The organism is Erwinia psidii (genome assembly GCF_003846135.1).
Taxonomy (GTDB): domain Bacteria; phylum Pseudomonadota; class Gammaproteobacteria; order Enterobacterales; family Enterobacteriaceae; genus Erwinia; species Erwinia psidii.
The window spans coordinates 36,890-59,590 of the sequence record NZ_RHHM01000021.1 but is presented as its reverse complement, the minus strand read 5'-3'; the positions used below and the strand labels follow the sequence as shown (position 1 = coordinate 59,590).

At 52.7% G+C, this 22,701-nt stretch carries 19 protein-coding genes, 1 rRNA gene, 1 pseudogene and 1 riboswitch; of the genes and pseudogenes, 13 read left to right on the top strand and 8 right to left on the bottom strand.

Going from position 1 to position 22,701, the window contains the following annotated elements:
* Window positions 1-75 (top strand): 5S ribosomal RNA (gene rrf / locus EB241_RS22085); the annotation flags it as partial.
* A 465-nt stretch (window positions 76-540) separates the two neighbouring features.
* Window positions 541-1,470: a homoserine O-acetyltransferase MetA gene (metA, locus tag EB241_RS19715; protein ID WP_124234779.1), complete on the top strand. Its 930-nt coding sequence runs from the start codon at window positions 541-543 to the stop codon at window positions 1,468-1,470.
* Window positions 1,471-1,800: 330 nt separating this feature from the next.
* On the opposite strand, the gene EB241_RS20985 is transcribed toward metA, so the two are convergent.
* Entirely contained in the window at window positions 1,801-1,941 is a 141-nt protein-coding gene (locus EB241_RS20985) for a hypothetical protein (RefSeq protein WP_158612430.1), read from the bottom strand.
* A gap of 156 nt (window positions 1,942-2,097) precedes the next feature.
* Window positions 2,098-2,838 (bottom strand): UTRA domain-containing protein, encoded by a 741-nt coding sequence (locus tag EB241_RS19710; protein ID WP_124234778.1) that lies wholly within the window; start codon window positions 2,836-2,838, stop codon window positions 2,098-2,100.
* A 208-nt stretch (window positions 2,839-3,046) separates the two neighbouring features.
* Between EB241_RS19710 and EB241_RS19705 the strand changes: the two genes are divergently transcribed.
* The 6 genes from EB241_RS19705 to EB241_RS19680 all read left to right on the top strand — a co-directional run bounded on the left by EB241_RS19705 (window position 3,047) and on the right by EB241_RS19680 (window position 9,323).
* Window positions 3,047-4,108 carry an ABC transporter substrate-binding protein gene (locus EB241_RS19705; RefSeq protein ID WP_124234777.1) on the top strand — a complete coding sequence of 354 codons (1,062 nt, stop codon included), beginning with the start codon at window positions 3,047-3,049 and terminating at the stop codon, window positions 4,106-4,108.
* Window positions 4,109-4,117: 9 nt separating this feature from the next.
* Window positions 4,118-4,933, top strand: a complete 816-nt coding sequence (locus EB241_RS19700) for an alkaline phosphatase family protein (RefSeq protein ID WP_124234776.1) — start codon at window positions 4,118-4,120, stop codon at window positions 4,931-4,933.
* A complete protein-coding gene (locus EB241_RS19695) occupies window positions 4,930-5,769 on the top strand; it encodes an ABC transporter permease (protein WP_124234775.1) in 840 nt (279 codons plus the stop codon). The genes EB241_RS19700 and EB241_RS19695 overlap by 4 nt, the downstream gene beginning before the upstream one ends.
* An 18-nt stretch (window positions 5,770-5,787) precedes the next feature.
* Window positions 5,788-6,573, top strand: a complete 786-nt coding sequence (locus EB241_RS19690) for an ABC transporter permease (protein WP_124234774.1) — start codon at window positions 5,788-5,790, stop codon at window positions 6,571-6,573.
* Between the two features lie 2 nt (window positions 6,574-6,575).
* Window positions 6,576-7,571, top strand: coding sequence for an ABC transporter ATP-binding protein (locus EB241_RS19685; protein WP_124234773.1), 996 nt, complete (start codon window positions 6,576-6,578; stop codon window positions 7,569-7,571).
* A gap of 126 nt (window positions 7,572-7,697) precedes the next feature.
* Window positions 7,698-9,323, top strand: a complete 1,626-nt coding sequence (locus EB241_RS19680) for a Na/Pi cotransporter family protein (protein ID WP_124234772.1) — start codon at window positions 7,698-7,700, stop codon at window positions 9,321-9,323.
* Between the two features lie 40 nt (window positions 9,324-9,363).
* On the opposite strand, the pseudogene EB241_RS19675 reads toward EB241_RS19680, so the two are convergent.
* The 6 genes and pseudogenes from EB241_RS19675 to EB241_RS20980 form a co-directional block, all read right to left on the bottom strand.
* Window positions 9,364-10,040 (bottom strand): annotated as a pseudogene (locus EB241_RS19675) (bile acid:sodium symporter family protein); the annotation flags it as partial.
* A gap of 121 nt (window positions 10,041-10,161) precedes the next feature.
* Complete coding sequence (locus EB241_RS19670; RefSeq protein ID WP_233592657.1) at window positions 10,162-10,935, bottom strand: hypothetical protein; 774 nt, start codon at window positions 10,933-10,935, stop codon at window positions 10,162-10,164.
* Entirely contained in the window at window positions 10,910-12,970 is a 2,061-nt protein-coding gene (locus EB241_RS19665; RefSeq protein WP_124234771.1) for a lipase family protein, read from the bottom strand. Before EB241_RS19665 ends, EB241_RS19670 begins: the two co-directional genes overlap by 26 nt.
* 365 nt (window positions 12,971-13,335) lie before the next feature.
* A complete protein-coding gene (gene aqpZ, locus EB241_RS19660; RefSeq protein ID WP_124234770.1) occupies window positions 13,336-14,031 on the bottom strand; it encodes an aquaporin Z in 696 nt (231 codons plus the stop codon).
* A 244-nt stretch (window positions 14,032-14,275) separates the two neighbouring features.
* Window positions 14,276-15,631 carry a lysine-sensitive aspartokinase 3 gene (gene lysC / locus EB241_RS19655; RefSeq protein ID WP_124234769.1) on the bottom strand — a complete coding sequence of 452 codons (1,356 nt, stop codon included), beginning with the start codon at window positions 15,629-15,631 and terminating at the stop codon, window positions 14,276-14,278.
* A 95-nt stretch (window positions 15,632-15,726) separates the two neighbouring features.
* A riboswitch (Lysine riboswitch) is annotated at window positions 15,727-15,974 on the bottom strand.
* A 210-nt stretch (window positions 15,975-16,184) separates the two neighbouring features.
* Window positions 16,185-16,358 carry a hypothetical protein gene (locus EB241_RS20980; RefSeq protein WP_158612429.1) on the bottom strand — a complete coding sequence of 58 codons (174 nt, stop codon included), beginning with the start codon at window positions 16,356-16,358 and terminating at the stop codon, window positions 16,185-16,187.
* 224 nt (window positions 16,359-16,582) lie between these two features.
* Between EB241_RS20980 and pgi the strand changes: the two genes are divergently transcribed.
* The 5 genes from pgi (at window position 16,583) to EB241_RS19630 (ending at window position 22,596) form a co-directional block, all read left to right on the top strand.
* Complete coding sequence (pgi, locus tag EB241_RS19650; protein WP_124234768.1) at window positions 16,583-18,232, top strand: glucose-6-phosphate isomerase; 1,650 nt, start codon at window positions 16,583-16,585, stop codon at window positions 18,230-18,232.
* A 540-nt stretch (window positions 18,233-18,772) separates the two neighbouring features.
* A complete protein-coding gene (gene yjbE / locus EB241_RS19645; protein WP_124234767.1) occupies window positions 18,773-19,021 on the top strand; it encodes an exopolysaccharide production protein YjbE in 249 nt (82 codons plus the stop codon).
* A gap of 79 nt (window positions 19,022-19,100) precedes the next feature.
* Complete coding sequence (locus EB241_RS19640) at window positions 19,101-19,748, top strand: YjbF family lipoprotein (RefSeq protein WP_124234766.1); 648 nt, start codon at window positions 19,101-19,103, stop codon at window positions 19,746-19,748.
* Complete coding sequence (locus EB241_RS19635; RefSeq protein ID WP_124234765.1) at window positions 19,745-20,500, top strand: capsule biosynthesis GfcC D2 domain-containing protein; 756 nt, start codon at window positions 19,745-19,747, stop codon at window positions 20,498-20,500. The genes EB241_RS19640 and EB241_RS19635 overlap by 4 nt, the downstream gene beginning before the upstream one ends.
* Window positions 20,500-22,596, top strand: a complete 2,097-nt coding sequence (locus tag EB241_RS19630; protein WP_124234764.1) for a YjbH domain-containing protein — start codon at window positions 20,500-20,502, stop codon at window positions 22,594-22,596. The genes EB241_RS19635 and EB241_RS19630 overlap by 1 nt, the downstream gene beginning before the upstream one ends.
* The last annotated feature ends 105 nt before the right edge of the window (window positions 22,597-22,701 follow it).

The following is a 22,701-nucleotide window of genomic DNA, read 5'->3' as shown; positions in this document are numbered from 1 at the left end:
GAACTCAGAAGTGAAACGCCGTAGCGCCGATGGTAGTGTGGGGTCTCCCCATGCGAGAGTAGGGAACTGCCAGGCATCATACAAAGCGGAAACCCCGGCCTTCTGGTCGGGGTTTTTTGCGTTGAGCCCCGACGACACGAGGGGATAACCCCTTCCCGGGCTGACTTTTTCCTCTGAAGACTTCAGCGCCGTGCGCGCAGCCATGCGGCAATAAAATCAGCAATCCGCGACGGGTCATTAAGATCCAGCAGGCGGCATCAGGTCCGGGCACGTCACCGGCCCGGCACAGCCACGTTCCATTCCGTTTCTTGTCCTGATATCCCGCCTTATTACCATCTCTTGCTGTTGGAGAAATTCCTTAATTTTTCAAGGAAAAAACTCGCACTTGCATCAAAAAATCGCTTCTGTCTCTGCCGCATTTTTCTGCCTGAGATGAAACATTTTCAACTATCAGATGAGGCCTCGACATTTCCCGGCGGTCACGCTATCTTCGGCTGTCTGGATGTCTAAACGTTTAAATGGTCAGTTGAGGAAAAGGTTATGCCAATCAGGGTACCCGATGAGTTACCAGCAGTGAATTTCCTGCGCAACGAGAATGTCTTTGTGATGACATCCTCACGTGCCAGTATTCAGGAGATTCGTCCATTAAAAGTGCTGGTGCTGAATCTGATGCCAAAAAAGATTGAGACTGAAAACCAGTTTCTCCGTTTACTTTCCTACTCACCGCTACAGATCGATATTCAACTGTTGCGTATCGACAGCCGCGAGTCGCGTAATACACCGATGGATCATCTGAATAACTTTTATTGTAATTTCGAAGATATTCAACATGATAACTTTGACGGGCTGATTGTCACCGGTGCGCCACTGGGCCTGGTTGATTTTAATGATGTTGCTTACTGGCCGCAGATCCAGTGTGTGTTACATTGGGCAAAAGAGCACGTCACGTCCACATTGTTTGTCTGCTGGGCTGTGCAGGCGGCGCTGAACATTCTCTATGATATACCTAAGCAAACCCGGGAAAAAAAGCTGTCGGGCGTTTACGAACATCAAATACTGCATCCCCATGCTTTGCTGACCAGAGGTTTTGATGACACCTTTCTGGCACCTCACTCACGTTATGCTGATTTTCCCACCCAGCTAATACGCGATTACACCGACCTGGAAATTTTTGCGGAATCGGAAGAAACGGGAGCCTATCTGTTTGCCAGTAAGGATAAGCGGCTGGCATTTGTGACCGGACATCCTGAATATGATGCACTGACACTGGCCGGTGAGTATCATCGCGACAGAGAAGTTGGACTGAACCCCGATGTTCCTCATCACTATTTTCCACAGGATAACCCTGCGTTGTCACCGCGAGCCAGCTGGCGCAGCCACGGCAACCTGCTGTTTTCTAACTGGCTGAACTATTATGTTTACCAGATAACCCCTTACGATCTGCGTCACATGAATCCAACCCTTGAGTAAGTGACGTTTCCGTAAAAATGATCGTGCCGTTTTTCCAGCGATCATTTTTACTTCCATGCGGCGTAAATGATTTTCTTCTGATTAATTTAGGGCTGCCTGCAAAGCGCCTTAACCTGATAGCGCTGAGAATATTGCGATCTGGCGTAGGTTTGTGATGGCTGACAGGCATTCTGCCACAGGGCAATATTTGATGAGGCTGATATGAGCAGCAGAACAGACGCGCTGCTTCAGCAAAGGGTGACCAGGCGGATGGGGAACGAGTATTCAGCGCCACCGCTTGTGACAGGCGTGTCAAATCTGACCAGCCGGACCTGTTCCTTTTCGCAGACGTCAACGATCCTGCTTTTCGCAACGTAGCAGGTTACCGGCTATCGCACATCCCTGCGTACACTGGTTAAGGGCGGGGTGAGTAGCATGATTATTACGACGGTGTTTGCCTTTAATGCCAAAGTGGCGGCGGGCAAAGCGCATTTGATATGCTGGGGATCATGCTGCTGCCGATCTGTGAAACCCTCGCCGATGCCTCTGGCCGCACGCTTACCGTCACGCACAGCCGCCCTTTGTCCTTAACCGTGCGCTGAGTCTATGGCGAAGCAGTTACCGCCTTGCTGAAGGTGATGTCACGGCTCACGCCATGTCCCGGTTGCCGGAGAGAGGCTGAGGCTCTCTTACTTCAACGGAAATATACAGCGCATCATAGCGCCAGTATTCAACATCACAGTCAATGATGCAGTCATGACCGTCACGGTTAATGCGGGTAATAAACAGTGCCGGGCTGCCTGCCGCCATTTTTAGCGCCGGTGCGGCGCATTTTGGCAGCGGCATCGGTAACATGTTGAATCCGACCCGACCATAATGAATCCCGTACTCCTGCTGATAAAGCCTGGTTAGCGAGCGGGTTAAATCAAAGCTCAGGAGATCAGGAAAATAGCGTGGATTGAGGTAGTGCTCGACGTACAGCACTGCCCGGCCATCAATGCGTCGCAGGCGGCAGATGCGGTAAACATCCTCCCCTTCACACATCTCCAGTTTCGCGGCCAGATCGCCGTCCACTTTTACCGTTCGCGCATCCAGCACTTCGGTTTGTGCGGTGCGGCCTTGCTGTTCAGCCATGGCATGAAAGTGGCTGCGTAACAGCGGATCATACGCCAGCCTTGGCGGGGCAATAAACCAGCCGCGTCGCAGCTCACGATAAATCATCCCCTGTGATTCCAACTGGCCCAGCGCCTCACGCAGCGTGATGCGAGTGGTGGAGAACCGTTCGCTCAGTTCACGCTCCGAAGGCAGACGACCACTGAGGGCAAAGTCACCTTGCCGGATAAGATCGGCCAGCGCCTGGCAAATAACATCCACAGTTAATGCTTTCATCACCGCAATGCCTCATTTTGGTGCCTGCTGCACAGCATCAGAACGACCGGAATGTATCATCTTCAGCCCATCTTACTTTTTCATTTGCTGGACTAGTCCAGTACGAATCGGGTCTGACATAAAATTGTCATCTGAGCAGGCTAGATTGGCTCGGATCTTGCTGGACTAGTCCAGAAGGCAATTTAACTTATCACCCGGAGCAGCAGTTATGAAATCTTTGTTTGCATCTGTGCTGGCCAGTGCCGTTTTTCTTACCCTGCCCGGCGCGCATGCGGCCGGAAACGATCTTTCGGCGCTGGAAAAAGCGGCGAAAAGCGAAGGTCAAATCAACAGCGTCGGTATGCCGGACAGTTGGGCTAACTGGAAAGGAACCTGGGCCGATATCACCAGTAAGTACGGCATCACGCACAGTGATACTGATATGTCCAGCGCTCAGGAGCTGGCGAAATTTGCTGCCGAAAAGAGCAATGCCACGGCGGACATTGGTGATGTTGGCGCCGCTTTTGGTCCGGTTGCCGTACAGAAAGGGCTGGCTCAGCCTTATAAACCCGGCACCTGGGATCAGATCCCCGCGTGGGCTAAAGACCAGGAGGGTAACTGGATGCTGGCCTATACCGGCACCATCGCGTTTATCGTTAATAAAGATCAGGTGAAAGAGGTGCCACACAGCTGGGCCGATCTGAAAAAAGGTAAATATGTGGTGACCATTGGTGATGTAGGCGTGGCGGCACAGGCGGCAAACGGGGTGCTGGCGGCGGCTTATGCCATGGGCGGCAATGAGAAAAACCTCAAGCCTGCGCTTGATTTCTTCAGTGAACTGGCGAAAGAAGGCCGGTTGGGCGTTACCGATCCGGTTATTGCCAATATTGAGAAAGGTGAAATTCAGGTGGCGGTGGTGTGGGATTTTAATGGCCTGAACTATCGCGATCAGATTGATAAAAACCGTTTTGAAGTGGTGATCCCTTCTGACGGCAGTATCACTTCAGGCTATACCACCATCATCAACAAATACGCCAAACACCCGAACGCCGCCAAACTCGCGCGTGAATATATCTTCTCTGACGCCGGTCAGATAAACCTTGCCCGTGGTTATGCCCGTCCAATCCGTGCCGAGCATCTGACCCTGCCTGCGGACGTTCAGGCAAAGCTGTTGCCGGGCGACGAGTACAAAAATGCGCATCCGATCGCTGACATGCAGGCCTGGGATAAAGCCAGCAAAATGCTGCCGCGTCTGTGGCAGGAAAACGTCATTATCAATATGAAGCAATAAGGGCTGGCGATGAAAACGATTCTGGTAGTGCTGGATGGCCTGAGTTACAGCGTGGCGCAACATGCTATGGGGTATTTACAGGCAGAATGTGCACAGGGAAACGGACAGCGCTACCAGATGACGTGTGAGCTTCCTTCACTTTCCCGTCCGCTGTACGAATGTATTCTGACCGGTGTGACACCGGTAAACAGTGGCATTATCCACAACGGTGTCAGCCGTCTGAGTAACCAACGCAGTATTTTTCACTACGCCCGCGCCTGCGGCCTGACCACGGCGGCCGCTGCTTACTATTGGGTGAGCGAGTTATACAACCGCTCGCCGTGGCATTCCATCCGCGATCGCCATACCGCAGACACGGAATTACCGATTCAGTATGGCCACTTTTACCATGATGACAGCTACCCGGATTCACACCTGTTTGAAGACGCGGAAAGTCTGCGTCTGCGGGTCGATCCGCATTTTCTGTTGATCCACCCGATGAATATCGATGATGCGGGCCATCAGTTCGGGCTTTCCACGCCGCAGTATCGCAACCGTGCACGCATGGCCGATGGTTATCTTTCGCACTGGATGCCGGGATGGCTGGCACAAGGTTATCAGGTGGTGGTGACTGCCGATCACGGCATGAACGACGATCGCAGCCACGGCGGTAGCTTGCCGGAAGAAACCCAGGTGCCGCTGTTTGTCTTTGGTGAGGCCTTCTCGCTGCAAAACCACATCGCCCCATTACAGACTGAACTCTGTGGCACCCTGTGCGAAGTTCTGGGTATCGCACATGACAAGCCGGTCTGCACGGCCTTGCTAAAACAGGAGTCTGGAGGATGAAAGGAAAAGGGATCGCGCTGCTTTGTCTACTGCCTTTTGTACTGTTTTATGTGGCTTTCCAGGTGGCACCGTTGGTGTGGATCGCCATTAACAGTTTTTACAGCGAAATGAACGAGGCATGGGGTTGGGGGAATTACAGCGATATTCTCACTTCCACCTTTTATCAGCAGGCAATCCGTTTCTCACTGGAAATTTCGCTCTGGTCGAGCCTGTATGGGTTGATTATTGCGCTGCTCGGAGGCTATTCGTTACATCGCCTGGGAAGCGGCAAACTGCATCGTTTTTTTATGTCGTTTACCAATATGACCAGTAACTTTGCCGGCGTGCCGCTGGCGTTCGCTTTTGTGATCCTGCTTGGGCTGAATGGTTGCCTGACGTTGCTGATGCGCAGCCACGGCGTGCTGGATAATTTTAAGCTCTACTCCACCAGCGGCCTGATTGTGGTTTACACCTGGTTCCAGATCCCGTTGGGGCTGCTGCTGCTCTATCCGGCCTTTGACGCGCTGAAAAAGGACTGGGAGGAGTCAGCGGCGTTGCTCGGTGCCAGCCGCTGGCGTTACTGGTGGCATATTGGTTTACCCGTGCTCACTCCGGCACTGCTGGGCACGTTTGTTATTTTGCTGGCTAACGCGCTGGGCGCTTATGCCACCATTTACGCCCTGACCACCGGCAACTTTAATGTCATCCCGGTGCGGATTGCTGCGCTGGTGTCTGGGGATATCTCACTGGACCCGAATATGGGCAGCGCGCTGGCGATGTTGTTGGTGTTGCTGATGTCGGCGATCACGGTGGTTAACCAGTGGCTGGTTCGTCGCAGTTATCAGAATGCACGCTGATGGTAAAGGGAGCGGGAAATGTCGAGAAGTGAATATATCTACCATCGGGTAATTGTCTGGTTGGTGCTGTTGATCCTGGCGTTGCCGCTGGTGGCGACCCTGCTCTATGCGCTGGCAACGCAATGGGGGGCATCTATCCTGCCGGATGGTTTCACGTTGAAATGGATGGTGCAATTGTGGTGCGATCCCCGTTTTCTGCTGGCCCTGTGGCACTCATTACTGATCTGTTTTGGCGCACTGCTTTTTTCACTGGTGCTGGTTTTACCTGTGATGTTTGTAATTGCTTACTATTTTCCTAAGCTCGATGCAGTAATGAATGTACTGATCCTGCTGCCATTCGCCATTCCGCCAGTGGTGTCTTCAGTGGGACTGTTACAGCTCTATTCTGCGCCGCCGCTGATGCTGACCGGCTCACCATGGATCCTGATCGGCTGCTATTTCACTATCGCTCTGCCGTTTATCTGGCGTGCTATCAGCAATAATATGCAGGCTATCAATATGCGCGAGCTGATTGATGCTGCTCATCTGCTGGGGGCCAGCACCTGGCAGGCGGCGCTGTTGGTGGTACTGCCTAATCTGCGCAAAGGTGCGTTAATTGCGGTGCTGCTTTCCTTCTCCTTCCTGATTGGTGAGTTTGTGTTTGCTAACCTGCTGGTGGGCACCAGCTACGAAACCTTGCAGGTTTATCTCTATAACGTGCGCAATGCCAGTGGCCATTTCAGTAGCGCGCTGGTTATCTCCTATTTCTTTGTTGTCCTGCTGGTGACCTGGTTGGCAAACGCCCTGAACCGCGAGAGAGACTGAATATGAATTGCTGGCTTAATGTGACCCGACTGAATAAAAGCTACGGCCCGACCACCATTTTTGAAGATATTAACTTCAGCGCGGGCGAAGGCGAGTTTGTTACCTTGCTTGGCCCCAGCGGCTGTGGAAAATCTACGCTGCTGCGCTGTCTGGCAGGACTGACTCCGGTTGACAGTGGGCAGATCCTGCTACAGGGAGAGGACATCGCGCCGCTGACGCCGCAGAAGCGCTTAATTGGTATGGTGTTTCAAAGCTATGCGCTGTTCCCTAACATGACCGTGGAACGCAATGTGGCTTTTGGTCTGAAGATGCAAAAGCTGGCGGCGGCGGATATAGCGAGACGCGTCGCGGAGGTGCTTGAGCTGGTGGAACTGAACGACTTTGCCAGACGTTATCCGCACCAGCTTTCTGGCGGCCAGTGTCAGCGGGTGGCGCTGGCCCGTTCACTGGTTACCCGACCACGTTTGTTATTACTGGACGAGCCGCTCTCGGCGCTGGATGCCAGGATCCGTCGTCATCTGCGCGATCAGATCCGTCGTATTCAGAAAGAGCTTAATCTGACGACGCTGTTTGTGACCCACGATCAGGAAGAAGCGTTGTCGCTCTCCGACCGTATTGTACTGATGAACAAAGGTAAAATTGTCCAGAACGGCAATGCGGAGGCGTTGTATACCCAACCTGCGGATCTGTTCGCCGCCGGATTTATCGGCCATTATAACCTGCTGACGGCAGAGCAGGCTTACTGTTTGACCGGCCACCGCTATACGGGGCAGGTGGCGCTGCGACCTGAATCCGTGGTGTTCTGCCCACCGACACAGGGGATAGCGGCAGAAATCCTCAGCCACAGCCTGTTGGGTAACGTTATTCGCTACCGCGTTCGTACACGGGAAGTGGAGCTGTGGGTCGATGTACTGAACCGTTCACCCGCCGACCTGCACCCTGCGGGATACCAGGTTGGGCTGTTGCTGGATGCGTTAACCCTGCGTGAAGTCGCCTGATTTTTTAAGACTATCACGCTGATTAGCAACATTTTTTCAGTATATCGGCTAAACTTAACATATTCAGCGGGTACAGATTGCCCGATCTGAATTGGTTATATTTGCAAAGATGTGAGGTCGATATCGGTGTTAACCCTGCTTAACCTTCTTTCCGCCGTGGCTCTGCTGGTCTGGGGAACGCACATTGTGCGAACCGGCATTATGCGCGTCTACGGTGCTGAACTGCGGCGCGTACTGAGCCGCAGCGTGTCCAAAAAACCTATGGCCTTTGTGGCGGGCATAGGCGTCACCGCGTTGGTGCAGAGTAGTAATGCCACCACGCTGCTGGTGACCTCGTTTGTTGCTCAGGAACTGGTGGGACTGACCCCGGCGTTGGTGATCATCCTGGGAGCGGATGTGGGTACGGCGCTGATGGCGCGTATTCTGACATTTGATCTTTCCTGGCTTTCACCGCTGTTTATTTTCTTCGGCGTGGTGTTTTTCCTTGGCCGTAAGCAGACCCGCGCCGGACAGCTGGGCCGGACCAGCATAGGTTTGGGGCTTATCCTGCTGGCGTTGCAGCTGATCGTTGCCGCCGCCACGCCTATTACCCAGGCTGCCGGGGTGAAGGTGCTGTTCTCCTCGCTTACCGGCGATGTGATGCTGGATGCGTTACTGGGGGCGGTTTTTGCCATTATCAGTTACTCCAGCCTGGCTGCGGTACTGCTGACCGCCACCCTGACCGCCACCGGGGTGATTTCCTTCAAGGTGGCGCTGTGCCTGGTGATTGGCGCGAACCTTGGCAGCGGGCTGTTGGCGATGCTTAACAACAGCACCTCAAATGCCGCGGGTAAACGGGTGGCCCTTGGCAGTTTACTGTTTAAGTTTATTGGCTCGTTGATCGTGCTGCCTTTTGTCGATCCGCTGTCTGATGTGCTACATAAACTGCCGGTCAATGATGAAGAGCTGGTGATCTTTTTCCACGTTTTCTACAACCTGATACGCTGTCTGATCATGGTGCCATTTACCGGTGCGATGGCCACGCTGTGCCGTAAGCTGATTCAGGAAGAACCGGAAACCGACCAGCGTCTGAAACCCCGGCATCTTGATTCGAGTGCGCTCGATACGCCGGCGCTGGCACTGGTTAATGCCTCGCGTGAGACGTTGCGTATCGGCGACGTGCTGGAACAGATGCTGAGCGCATTTGGTAAAGTGGTCCACGGCGAATTACGTGAAGAGCGGGAAATCCGTAAGCTGGACGATGATGTGGATGTGCTCTACACCGCAATTAAACTCTATCTGGCACAAATGCCGAAAGAAGACCTGCCGGAAGAGGATTCGCGTCGCTGGGCAGAAATCATCGAAATGGCGCTAAACCTTGAGATGGCTGGTGATATTCTTGAACGGATGAGTGGTGAGGTAGCTGACAAATCGCTGGCGGCACGCCGGGCATTCTCCGTCGAGGGCAGAGAAGAACTGGAGGCGTTGCTGGAGCAGCTTTCTGCCAATCTGCGTCTCAGTCTGTCGGTCTTTTTATCGCGCGACATCACGACGGCCAAACGTCTGCGTCGTTCCAAGCATCGCTTTCGCATTCTCAACCGGCGTTATTCACACAAGCATGTTGACCGCCTTCACCAGCATAATGTGCAAAGTATTGAAACCAGCTCCTTACACCTGGGATTGCTTGGCGATATGAAACGCCTTAACTCGTTATTTTGCGCGGTGGCTTACAGCGTGCTTGAACAGCCGGATGACGATCGTAGCGAAGAGTAAAGATGGCTCACCTCATGGCAGGCAGGGGAGCGTCGGCAGATTACTTTTTATCGACCGTTTTACCTGACCAGTAGCCTGCGAGCAGGGAACCGGAAAGGTTATGCCAGACTGAGAACAGTGCGCCCGGCAGCGCCGCCAGCGGTGAGAAATACAGTTTGACCGGCAGCGCCGCCAGAGCGGAGTTTTGCATACCCACTTCCAGCGCCAGTGTTCGGCAGGTTGACTCGTCAAAGCCAAAGCGTTTGCCGCCCCGGTAGCCATCAGGCAGCCCGATGGCGTTGTGCAGCATCACGGCCACCATCACCATCAGCCCGACCGAACCGATAAAGCTCTGGCTGCCTGCAACCACCGCGCTGATGACAGCAGAATACAGACCATTGAAAAAGCGGGCAGGTAAGGCTCCACGCGTTTCACCAGTCCGTTCAGGGTGTGCTGCACAATCAGGCCGATACCGATTGGCACCACCACAATTTTCACAATGCTCACCACATCGACCTGAATATGGGTATTGACCTACAGTTTGGTCAGCAGTGGTGTGGCGAAAACGCCGACCAGCGCCGGGACAGAAGAGAGGGTCACTGACAGAGCGACGTCGCCTTTAGCCAGATAGATCATCATATTTGAGGCGGTACAGCTGGCCAGCAGAATCATTCCGGCGGCAAGGTCTGGCGGCATATGAGACAGTTTAGCCAGTTCCCTGGCGGCCAGCGGCATCACCGGACAGGCCCTGTGGGAGCGAAACTGCAAAATGCGACATTTTACAAAACGAGCGGGTTCGGGAGACTGAAGGCGTAAAAAAAGGATCTCAAGACGATCCTTTTAGATAAAAAATGCATCATCATTTCATCGACAGTAATTTTTCATAATCTGGATTGATGCGAGGAATTTCCGAACGACTATGATCGGGATATATTGCTGTCCAATTATCAGTTTGAACTGGTGGTTCCAGGGTCACAACCCTGGAAAGATGAACAATCGGTTCAATGGATATACTTTTAGTATCATCAATCCGAAAACGCCTGCGCCACTTTTCAGTGGCGGTATCACCGCCGAAAAACTTCATACTAACATCGTTATCAGTGAATTTTGTTATGACTGGGAAAAAGTCTGTCTTTAAGTCCAAACTCCCACTGACGTCCTTTGCCCTTCCAGTCCCGTAACCGTCACTGAGGCCGTAGTCTCCAAAATCGAAAATATAACTGGTATCGATAACCTTTTTCCCCTTCACCAGAGGAACATCGTCCGCAATCCTGAAGCTCACCATCAGCGAGTTCAGCTGCCACTGGCACGGGCCACCGCCATCCACTGCAACCCGCAGACGTCTAATATTGCTGCCGTTCTGCGAACTGAATGGCCGCTCAATATCGTTATAACCCGGAATATCATGCGGTTCATTGCTTGAGTTATAGCGGACAGATTTGCACTGTGCCGAGCGGTACAACAGCTCGGCAGGCTGCAGTGTAATACCCTCCGGCACCCGGAAAGTGACGTCCACCCACTTTGTACCCGCCGGGGGGAAAAGTGTCTTGTCAGGACGGTTATCACAGCCGGAAAGCAGCGTCACTGCTGACATAACAACGGCAGTTCTACTGAGAAAATTCAACGTCTTCATCCGTTACCTCCGCAAAACGCAGCAGGGCATTTTTTCCGGTCTCCTCAGCCCGTGTCCGGCTCAGCGCCACCGACAGCATATCCTGAAGCGCAAGGAACTCGCGGTTACGCCCGACCTCATTCGAATTGCTGCCGGGTGCACTTTTCTCCACCTCGTCCCGGAATCTCTCCCGCATCACTTTTCTGCTCATATCCTGCGCCGGATCGGCCAGTTCCAGTACCTGATTGTGGATATACGGCAGATAGCGGTGCGCCATTGAGTGGCTGCGGGGATCGGTTCCGATGCCGTTCAGCGTCGGGTTGGTATTCTGCGGAAAGGTCTTTTTCAGGCTGGCCGGATCCAGACACTCGATAAACGCCGCCTGATGCTTACCGGTGGATTTCAGGCATTCCTCATTCAGGGAGGGCACCACATAAAGCTTGATGGCCACAAAATGCCGGGTGTAGGCCTGCCCGTCAACCAGGCTTTTCTGGTACGGACTGGCGGCCCGCATCGCGCACTGCTGCGCCTGGAAGAATATCACCGTATTGCCGTGGTGCCAGTACGGATCATTTTTCTCCGTAAGCCCCGCCGACTGATACGTCAGATCCCGAACCGCCACGCTGAATCCGGCTGCCGTAGTCAGTGACCAGTCGAACCCCAGCTTGGTGCCCAGCGGCCCCCATGTTTTATAGAACGCATTATCGAGGTCTGCATCCGGTGGGATCTGCGTGATGGTGTCGTTGTCATTGACGTGCCGGTAATGCGTGATGCCGTCCAGTAATGCTATCGCCGCGCGGGTGAAGGTACGCGGCATCCCGTAGGTGTACAGTACCGGCAGGCTGGCTTTCATCTCGGCGGCGTACAGCAGCGCCAGTGCCCCGCCCAGACTGTGGCCGCAAATAAATAAGGGCTTGTGCTTTTTTATTACTGCTTTTACATCATTAAATTCGTTTTCAAACTTCCGCTTCGCCAGCTGATAAGCTTCCAGGAAGCCGCCGTGAACGCTTCCCGCCCCGGCCAGTTCCGGTAGACACCGCTTCGGCGCAAAGGATAAATCGGTCAGGACATTCAGCAGACTGTCGGTTCCGCACCAGGCAACCAGCACGTGTGCGGCACACTCCACCGTAAACAGGCGGGTATCACCTTCCCCCGCATCCCCCGCACCAGTGTTCATATACACCGGAGGCTGATAGCGCTCGCGGAAAGGGACGTCCACTGCCAGCGTGTGAAAGTAAGACGGGAACTCGGCAAACTGAGGGATGCAGGACAGGTCCAGACACTTCTGCCGGAAAAAATAATCGATGGTCGGGTTCTTCGTTTCAGCGGCATACACAAGATCGGCCATGATGCCAAGGTTAAGCGCATTAGCGAGGTCATAGTCTTTTGTGTCGTGCAGGGCCAGCACCCATGCCCGGAACGGGCAGATCTCAATCATATGCCGCTGCTCCAGCGCCTCACGTGCTATCTCCGTGCCTTTCAGCGATTTTCCCGGCGGGAAATGGAATTTCGGTGGCTCAGGTGCATCCCAGCCCTCAATATGTGGCAGTCGGTCACACAGTTCCCCGATAGTGACATAGTGATGCGTATACCCGCTGGCCTCAGCTTTCTCCTGCACGTCAGTGCGCCATGACGGATCGCGGGTTTCCGGTCTGAATATATTATTGGTCACCGGCTGGCTGTTCGGGTTGCGCCGGAGTCCCAACGGCCGCTGTTCCATCCCATCGGCCAGTTGCTGGCCGTCAACCTTCACATCAACCGTAATCCAGTACAGGTCATCAAAGCGGACCAGCCCCTGGCTGTCGGTCACTCCGGTGGGCGGATTAGGCGGCGGCGTGGGATCGTAGTCATAGCCACGACGGTGAGCGATGGCCACCTCCTTCGCAGAGGCCAGCGGATGGTATTCCAGCTGAACATTCAGCCCGGTAACCGGGTGGTTGTTCTCATCCACGAACTGAAGTTCAAGCCAGTATTTATGCGGCTCACCACGACAGTAAACGACCTTACTTTTGGGCCTGATGCTGGTAATACAGGTGTTGTCGCCAATAATTTCCATGCTGATTCCCTGCACATTTTTATGTGTAAATCATATGCCATCGTAACCACGCGATATTTAACGTCATTGTTGCAGGACAAAGAAACGACGGATTCTGCCAGGTGTGGGGAGTGACTCTGCTGAACCGGTCGCCTTCACCCTGAGAATAGCTGGCTGGCGAACCCGGAAAATACCGTTCACAATATGTGAAATCGCTGAGTGCAAAGACTCTTATCCTGCCCCTCTTCCTCACTCAGTGTCTGAGTGATATCGCCCGTCGTGCGGAATGCAAAGCGATCACAGATCCGGGTCGTTGAGTATCAAAACGTGACGAAAAAAGAGGGAATAACAAGAGCGGGTTAAGGCGTAACCCGCTCTGAGAGGGGTTACTCCCTGGTTTCAAATAGTGTGCGATAAATCAGCCCGCCCACGACGCCACCGATGAGGGGCATTAACCAGAACATCCACAGCTGATCCAGCGCCCAGCCACCCTGGAAGATGGCTACGGCAGTGCTACGCGCCGGGTTGACCGAGGTGTTGGTCACCGGGATGCTAATCAGATGAATGAGCGTCAGCGCCAGGCCAATGGCAATGGGCGCAAACCCCGCTGCCGCGCGTTGATCCGTGGTGCCGTGAATAACAATCAGGAATATGGCGGTCAGCACAACTTCGGTCACTATGGCAGAACGCAGCGAGAAACCGCCCGGTGAATGCTGACCATAGCCATTTGCTGCAAAGCCGCTGGCCGCTGCATCGAACCCGGCATGGCCGCTGGCAATTACATAAAGTATGCCTGCGGCAGCAACACCACCGAGCAGCTGGGACGTCACATAGCCTGGGATCTGCGACGCGGGGAAACGGCCACCGGCCCACAGCCCCAGCGTCACCGCCGGATTAAAATGCCCACCCGAAATATGACCAACGGCATAAGCCATCGTTAATACACTCAGCCCAAATGCCAGTGCCACCCCGACAAAACCAATTCCCAGTTGAGGAAAGGCCGCCGCCAGTACAGCACTGCCACAACCACCCAGCACCAGAGCAAAGGTTCCTGTAAATTCCGCCAGCATTTTTTTTATCATGAGTCTCACCATTTTTATTATTAAACCCGTAATTATCACTACAGGCTGTAATTCAATGTAATGGTTCAAGCTTAATACGATAAAAGCAGCGTTTTTTTTATTAAGATTTATTCGCTGTGAGCGCGAATTTTTTTATTAAAAAGATTGGTATCTTTTTGAATTAAAATAATCAGGAGCAGAAGGACTGATGCGGCATAATAAATAAAAAAAACCGGGCCACGCCCGGTTGGAATAATTTTTAGCGTTATTCAAATAAATTATGATGCAGTGTCTGCACTACCTGCTCGGCATCATTGCCCGGCACCAGAAAGCACAGATTATAACTGCTGGCACCATAGCAAATCAGCCGCAGATTGAAGGGTTCCAGCACGCCAAACACTTCTTTGCCCACGCCACAGGCTTTGGAGAGGTTGTTACCGATAATGGCGATCAGCGCCAGATTATCTTCCACCTCTACCCGGCACAAGGAAGAGAGTTCGGTTAGCAGCGCCTGGGTTAGCAGGCTTTCGCCGGTTGAAGTGGAGCCAGTGGTATCCAGCGTTAACGCGACGCTGACCTCTGAAGTGGTGATCAGATCCACAGAAATATTATGGCGTGCCAGAATATCGAACACTTCAACCAGAAAGCCACGGGCGTGCAGCATATTCAGGCTGTGCAGCGTCAGCAGAGTTTGCTTGCGACGCAGAGCCAGCGCCCGAAACAGCGGCGGATTTTGCATCTGATTACAGACACGGGTGCCACCCGCGGCGGGATCTTTACTGGAGCCGACAAAAACCGGAATATTGCAGCGAACGGCAGGCAACAGTGTCGCAGGATGCAACACTTTGGCACCAAAGGTTGCCATTTCGGCGGCTTCTTCAAAGGTGATTTCATCAATGCGTTTCGCGGCAGGCACGACGCGGGGGTCGGTAGTGTAAATCCCGGCCACATCGGTCCAGATGTCGATACGGCTGGCGTGAAGCGCTTCACCAAGCAGTGCGGCGGTATAATCGCTGCCGCCACGGCCTAACGTGGTGGTTCGGCCTTTCGCCTCGCTGCCAATAAAGCCTTGAGTAACAATCAACGCTTCCGACAGACGTGAAGCCAGCTGCGACTCCGCCAGTTCCGCCAGCAGCAGCACGTCGGGTTCGGCGCGACCAAACCGGTCGCTGGTGCGCATGACCTTACGGACATCAAACCAGCCGGCAGCCACCTTACGCTGGCGCAAAACTTCTACAAACAGCAGGCTGGACATTAATTCACCGTGGCTGACCAGTTCGTCCGTCAGCGCGTTGGAGGTGGCCAACGCCGCCGCTTCAGACAGCATGGTGATATTTTCCAGCAGGCGATCTATCTCTTCACGGATCACCGCTGGCTGAGTTAACTGGTCGATGATGGCGTACTGAATACGGCGGATCTCATCCAACAGATAAGCGCGCTGTTCCTGTTCCTGACCATCAGCCAGGGAAACCAGTAAATTAGTGACGCCAGCGGAGGCAGAAAGCACCACCAGACGAACATTAGGATCGCGCAACACCACATCAGCACTGCGATTCATCGCGGCAAAGTCGGCAACGCTGGTGCCGCCAAATTTCGCCACGATTAATGAAGATTGGGACATGTCTTGACATACCTCGTGTCAGGTTAGATTCCATCAGCCTTGGCACAAGGAAAGAGCAGAAACGGGGTAGACGTAGAAAAGGGTTTTACTACGAGTCACCCAGAAGCGCCCCACCTTGTTGACCTGATGACCGGTTGCGGCAGCTCAGGGCTGCGACGCTGGTGAATCAGGTGTGGATTGCCCGACAGTCGGACGATCCTGGTGACAACCCAGAGGATTCAGCCTCTGTAGCCGATACTCTCCACCCGCGTGGTTTGTACCTCGGCGTCGCACCCCATCATGTGTTTTCTGCGGATTCGGTTCCTCCAACACACTGCCTGGGCGACGCACCTCTTCTGGCTTGCGCATCAGGGATGCGCAACTAGGCGACTAGAAATAGCTGTTTATCGCCTGACTGTCAATCACTGCCGTTGGCGAAGGTCTCATTTTATTGCCGTGGCGACAGGCTAAAGGGGACAATGATATTTTTCATCACCACCCTCGGTAAATATCCCGTGGATTCGGCAAAACAGCAGGATGACGCCCTGATTTTTCTGCATCTACAATAAGAGCATTAACGATTCAGCTTGTCGCAGGAGCACCTCATAATCTGAAAAGCAGCAGGCAAAGCCTGACCGGATGCTGAAAACCAGCCGCGACAAAGTGGCACCGGTACACCGTATCCATACTGGTCGGTAGAGGACTGGCGAATATCATCAAAGGTGACCATCAGACGTCGTAAAAACATCGGTACAAAGTTTTTCCTTTCGACGGGAAGTGTGGTCATACTGCAATGTTAAGCGTGTAAGCGTCGCACCGACTGAATGATAAATAGCCCCGGACAAAGGGAGGGGAGATTCTCTCTGGCGATAGAGGCCACCTGTTGCAGGAAAAGGGAAGCTGAATACTGACAACAGGTAATATGGCGTCCGGTCTGATTTACGGTTCTCAATTGAAAAAGAGTGTGTTGTTATGAAAAGTATTAATCCGACACAAACCGCTGCCTGGAAGGCTCTGGAGCAGCATTTTGACGAAATGAAAGAGGTACAGTTAGCCGATCTGTTTGCGCAAGACAGCGATCGCTTCTCGGCCTTTTCCGCCACCTTCGACGATCTTATGCTGGTGGATTTCTCCAAAAACCGTATTACTCGTGAAACCCTCAGCAAATTGCAGGATCTGGCGAAAGAAACCGATTTGCCGGCGGCGATTAAATCAATGTTTTCCGGCGAAAAAATAAACCGGACTGAAGATCGTGCCGTGCTGCATGTCGCCCTGCGTAATCGCAGTAATACGCCGATCGTTGTCGATGGTAAGGATGTGATGCCGGAGGTGAACGCGGTGCTGGAGAAGATGAAATCCTTCTCAGCGCGCATCATTAGCGGTGAGTGGAAAGGCTATACCGGGAAAGCGATCACTGACGTGGTTAATATCGGTATTGGTGGTTCCGATTTGGGACCATTTATGGTGACGGAAGCACTGCGTCCGTATAAAAATCATCTGAATATGCATTTTGTCTCTAACGTAGACGGTACGCATATTGCTGAAACGGTTAAGGATCTCAGCCCGGAAACCACGCTGTTTCTGGTGGCATCCAAAACGTTTACCACTCAGGAGACAATGACCAATGCACACAGCGCGCGTGACTGGTTCCTGCAAACGGCCGGTGATGAAAAACACGTAGCGAAACACTTTGCCGCGCTGTCTACCAATGGTAAAGCGGTGGGTGAATTTGGTATCGACACGGCAAATATGTTTGAGTTCTGGGACTGGGTGGGCGGACGTTATTCCCTGTGGTCCGCAATTGGTCTGTCAATCATTCTGTCGATTGGCTTCGATAACTTTGAGCAGCTGCTTTCTGGCGCACATGCTATGGACCAGCACTTTGCGACGGCTCCCGCGGAGCAGAATCTGCCGGTGATCCTGGCGTTGATCGGTATCTGGTATAACAATTTCTTTGGTGCCGAAACCGAAGCTATCCTGCCTTACGATCAGTACATGCATCGTTTTGCCGCGTATTTCCAGCAGGGCAATATGGAATCCAACGGCAAATACGTTGACCGTAATGGGCATCCGGTGGCTTATCAGACCGGGCCAATTATCTGGGGAGAGCCAGGGACTAACGGCCAACATGCGTTTTATCAGCTTATCCATCAGGGAACCAAGCTGGTTCCCTGTGACTTTATTGCACCCGCTGTCAGCCATAATCAGCTTGGCGATCACCATGACAAACTGTTGTCGAATTTCTTTGCCCAGACTGAGGCACTGGCGTTCGGTAAATCGCGTGAAGCGGTTGAAAAAGAGTTTACAGACAGTGGCAAAGACGCGAAATCTGTTGAGCATGTGGTGCCGTTTAAAGTGTTTGCAGGGAACCGTCCAACCAACTCAATCCTGCTGCGTGACATCACCCCATACAGCCTTGGTGCGCTGATCGCGCTGTATGAGCATAAAATTTTCACTCAGGGTGCCATCCTCAACATCTTTACCTTTGACCAGTGGGGCGTTGAGCTAGGCAAACAGCTTGCCAATCGTATCCTGCCAGAGCTTTCTGGTGACGCACCGGTGAACAGCCATGACAGCTCGACTAACGGCCTGATTAATCGTTATAAGAACTGGCGTGCCTAATCTTTTGTTAATCGCCATTTAAGGTATTTTTACAGGGCCGAATGCGAAAGCAGCGGCCCTTTTTGTTTCCAGCAAAGAACAGGCAAATATTGCGACAGGCTGATTAATTCGTCTTATTTCCACTCCTGAGAAAAATCTTAAAATTTATTGTAATCGCCAGATTTATCACAGGATAATTCTGAAACACCCCTTTTATAGCATGAGGTTAATTTTTCTCTGACATCGATTTAATATCTCTATAATTCATGGTGTTATATTAGATTTATGTGTAATTAATGCATTAATATTACATTTTGGTTTCTGTGTCATTTATTGGTGTGTGTCACTGTGATACCTCTGCATTACAGTAATTCATGCTATTACATTGCATAATTTATTATAAATACGCTTAAAACTACCAAAATGGCTTTATTTAAAACAAAAATAATTGGGTGGTAATAACCATTCTGCCGTGATGAATTATGTCAATTAATTGCCTTATAATGAACGCGCCTGAAACCTTTCAGGTTAGTTATCCATTCATTTAATGAAGGGGAAATTATGAAAAAAGTCTTATGCGCTGTTGCAGGCATAGTGTACTTAGCGGGTGCTTCTGCTGCTTTTGCCGCTCCTGAAGAGGCAGGCAGTGCAGCGGGCGTAACGGCGGGAACGCTTTCCGCCGGGACCTCGACTGCTGTGGGTGTAGGTGCGCTTGGCGCACTGGTTGGTGTGGCGCTGGCAGCAAGCAGCGGCGGTAACGGTTCTAATACTGGTACCACCACTACTACCACCACGGGTACAACTCGTTAAGTTCAGTAAATTAATCATAACCACACGTCAGTGTGGTTATTTTTTGACATTGTCAGACTTTGCTCAGGGATCCACTCCGGTGCGCTATATACCACTGCTGTTTTTATGCCTGTTTTTGCAGGCCTGTACTCAGACGCAAAAAGGACTCACCGATACTGTCGAGCTTGCTCTGCTTGGGCCAGATGATGTTGAGGTAACCAGTCAACAGGTCGAAAATCTTCCCTATGCCAGCATGTATCTGCGTCTTAACGACGGTCAGCGCATTTTCGTAGTGTTGGGCTTTGATGAAAACGGTCAACAAAAATGGATTACTCGCGATCGGTCCGTGGTCGTTACCCAGCATGGCCGCGTAGTCAAAACGCTTGGTCTTCGCGACAACCTGTCCGGTGTCACTAATATGCAACAGGACCCGCTGTCCGATCCGTTACATATCAAAGAGGGCGCGACCTGGACCAGTACACAAAGCTGGACTGAGGCCGGAAAATTCCGCTCCGCCACGGCGGTATCGCATTTCACGCGCGCGGAGGATCGGGTGTTGGATCTGGCGGGTAAAAAAATCCCTTGCCGTGTCTGGCTTGAACAGGTGTCACTGCCCGCGATCGGCAAATCATGGACCAATACCTTCTGGTTTGATACCACCACAGGGCAGGTTCGCCAGTCACAGCAACAGCTGGGCGGCGCTGACTTCTCCCTTGAAACCATCATCTTGAAGCCCGCGAAATCATGAAAAAAATAACGTATCTTCTCGCAGGAATCTCGCTGTGTGCGTCGTTGCAGGTATCTGCCGAAAGTCAGGTGACCGTATATTATCCCGGACAGTCGCAAACTGCCGTGGTGAGCCATGCACAAAATCTCGCTCAGCTGGTGGCCAGCCCGGCGCTGGCGAATAAAACCTGGTGGCCGGGAACGGTCATTGCAGAAAAAATGGCGACCGCAGCGGCGATGCAACAGCAACAGCAACTGCTGTCACGGCTGAAAAGCTGGAGCGCCGAACTACGTGCCGATGGTGATGCCGATAAGGCTGCTGTCGTGGATAGCATCTGGCGTCAGGTTGCCGCCGTGAAAGTTACCGGCCGTCAGTTCGTTTCGCTCGATCCTGACTGGGTGCGCGTCCGTGCAGAAGAGAACCGCCGTCTTGAAGGGGAATACCGTGTTTATACCCTGCAAAAACCCCATACTCTGACGGTTACCGGACTGGTCAGCAACAGTGGCCAGTCGCCGTGGTTACCGGGTCGGACGGTAGTGGATTATCTTGATGAGCACGATCGTTTCAGCGGGGCGGAAAAGAATGTTGCCACGCTTATCGCGCCGTCTGGTGAAGTGACCCAGGTTCCGGTTGCTTACTGGAACCATCGGCACACCGAGCCGGAGCCTGGCAGCATCATTTACCTTGGTTTCTCCTCCTGGTCGCTGCCTGACCAGTATGAAGATCTTAACCAGCAGATTGTTTCTGTTCTGACGCACCGGATCCCAGACTGATGAAAAAAAATTATCTCTTCAGCCTGCTGGCGATGTCTGTCGCCTGCGCATGTCAGGCTTATGCGGACACCTTTCCCGATCCTGTTGGCCCTTCCCAGTCTGACTTTGGTGGCGTGGGACTGTTACAGGTGCCAACGGCAAGAATGGCGAAAGATGGCGAATTCAACCTGAACTATCGCTATAACGATCAGTACCGTTTTTACTCTTCATCGGTGCAGCTGTTCCCCTGGCTGGAGGCCACTATTCGTTATACCGATGTCAAAACCCGTCGTTACAGTGCGGTGGAAACCTTCAGTGGTAGCCAGACCTATAAGGATAAAGCGTTCGACCTTAAAGCACGGTTGTGGCAGGAAGGCTATTGGCTGCCGGAAGTGTCGGTTGGCGCTCGCGATCTTGGCGGAACCGGCCTGTTTGACAGCGAATATCTTGTGGCCACCAAAGCCTGGGGACCGTTCGATTTCACCCTGGGGCTGGGTTTTGGCTATCTCGGCAACAGCGGTACGGTAAGTAATCCGTTCTGCGAGGTGAACAGCAGCTACTGTTATCGTTCTGACAGCAGCGGTACGGCAGGTTCGGTCAACGGAAAAGATATGTTTAAAGGCCCCGCAGCGCTGTTTGGCGGGATCGAATACCAGACGCCGTGGCAGCCGCTGAGGTTGAAAGTGGAATACGAGGGCAATAACTACCAGGACGATTTTGCCGGCCGTCTGGAACAGAAGAGTAAAGTTAACGTTGGCGCGATTTACCGCATCACCGACTGGGCAGATATGAACATCAGCTATGAGCGTGGCAACACCTTTATGGCTGGTTTTACCCTGCGTTCAAACTTTAACGACCTGCGTTCGGCATCAGCCGATCTGGCCAAACCAGCCTACAAGCCACAGCCGCAGGGGGCCTTCCTTCAGTCCACGGTGGTGGCGGATCAGCTAACCGATCTGAAATACAATGCGGGCCTCAATGCGCCTGACATCCAGGTTAAGGGTAATACCCTGTACGCCAGTGGTCAGCAATCGAAGTATCGCAATACGCAGGAAGGTATCGATCGCGCCAATGTGATACTGATGAATCACCTACCGGAGAACATTGATACGTTGAACGTGACGGAAACCCGCGACCGTATGCCGCAGGTAACGACGGTGACTCGTGTCGACAGCCTGCGTCAGCAGCTGGAAGGGTATCCGTTGGGCAAAGAGAAAACGCTGGATCAGCGGCGTGTCGAGCCGATCGAACCAGAGCGCACCGAGCAGGGTTATCACATCGATGCGAACGATTTTAACTACAGCCTTTCTCCGGTGCTTAATCAGTCGGTTGGTGGCCCTGAGAGTTTCTACCTCTATCAACTGGGGGTAATGGGCAATGCCAGCTACTGGGTGAGCAATCACCTGCTGCTGGATGGTAGCGTGTTCGCCAACCTGGCAAATAACTACGATAAATTCAGCTACAACGGTACGCCGACAGATTCCACGCTACCGCGTGTGCGTACACACATCCGCGATTACGTTGAGAATAACGTTTACGTGAACAACCTTCAGGCCAACTATATGCATTACCTCGGTAATGGTTTCTATAGTCAGGTTTATGGTGGTTATCTGGAAACGATGTACGGCGGCGTAGGCGGCGAAGTATTATATCGTCCGCTTGACTCTGACTGGGCGTTTGGCATCGATGCCAACTACGTCAAGCAGCGTGACTGGGACAATATGATGCAGTTTACCGACTATAACGCCAAAGTCGGCAATCTGACTGCTTACTGGCGACCATCATTCTTTCATCATCAGGTGCTGGTCAAAGCCAGCGTCGGACAGTACCTGGCACAGGATAAAGGAGCGACGGTTGATGTATCACGCCAGTTTGACAGCGGGATTATCGTCGGTGCTTACGCGACCAAAACCAATGTTTCCGCACAGGAGTATGGCGAGGGTGACTTCACCAAAGGCTTCTACATCTCAATTCCAATGGATTTGTTCACCACCACGCCAACCCGTGGACGTGCTCAGGTCAACTGGACACCGTTGACACGTGACGGTGGTCAGATGTTGGGTCGTAAGTATCAGCTATATGATATGACCAGCGATCGCGATAAAAATTTCCGTTAAGTCACCAAATCCAAAGGGGCGAATAATCGCCCCTTTTCTGTCATCAGCAGACACCAATGCCCGGTTATCTCGCAAAAACTTGTGAACTTCATCACACTGAAGCAT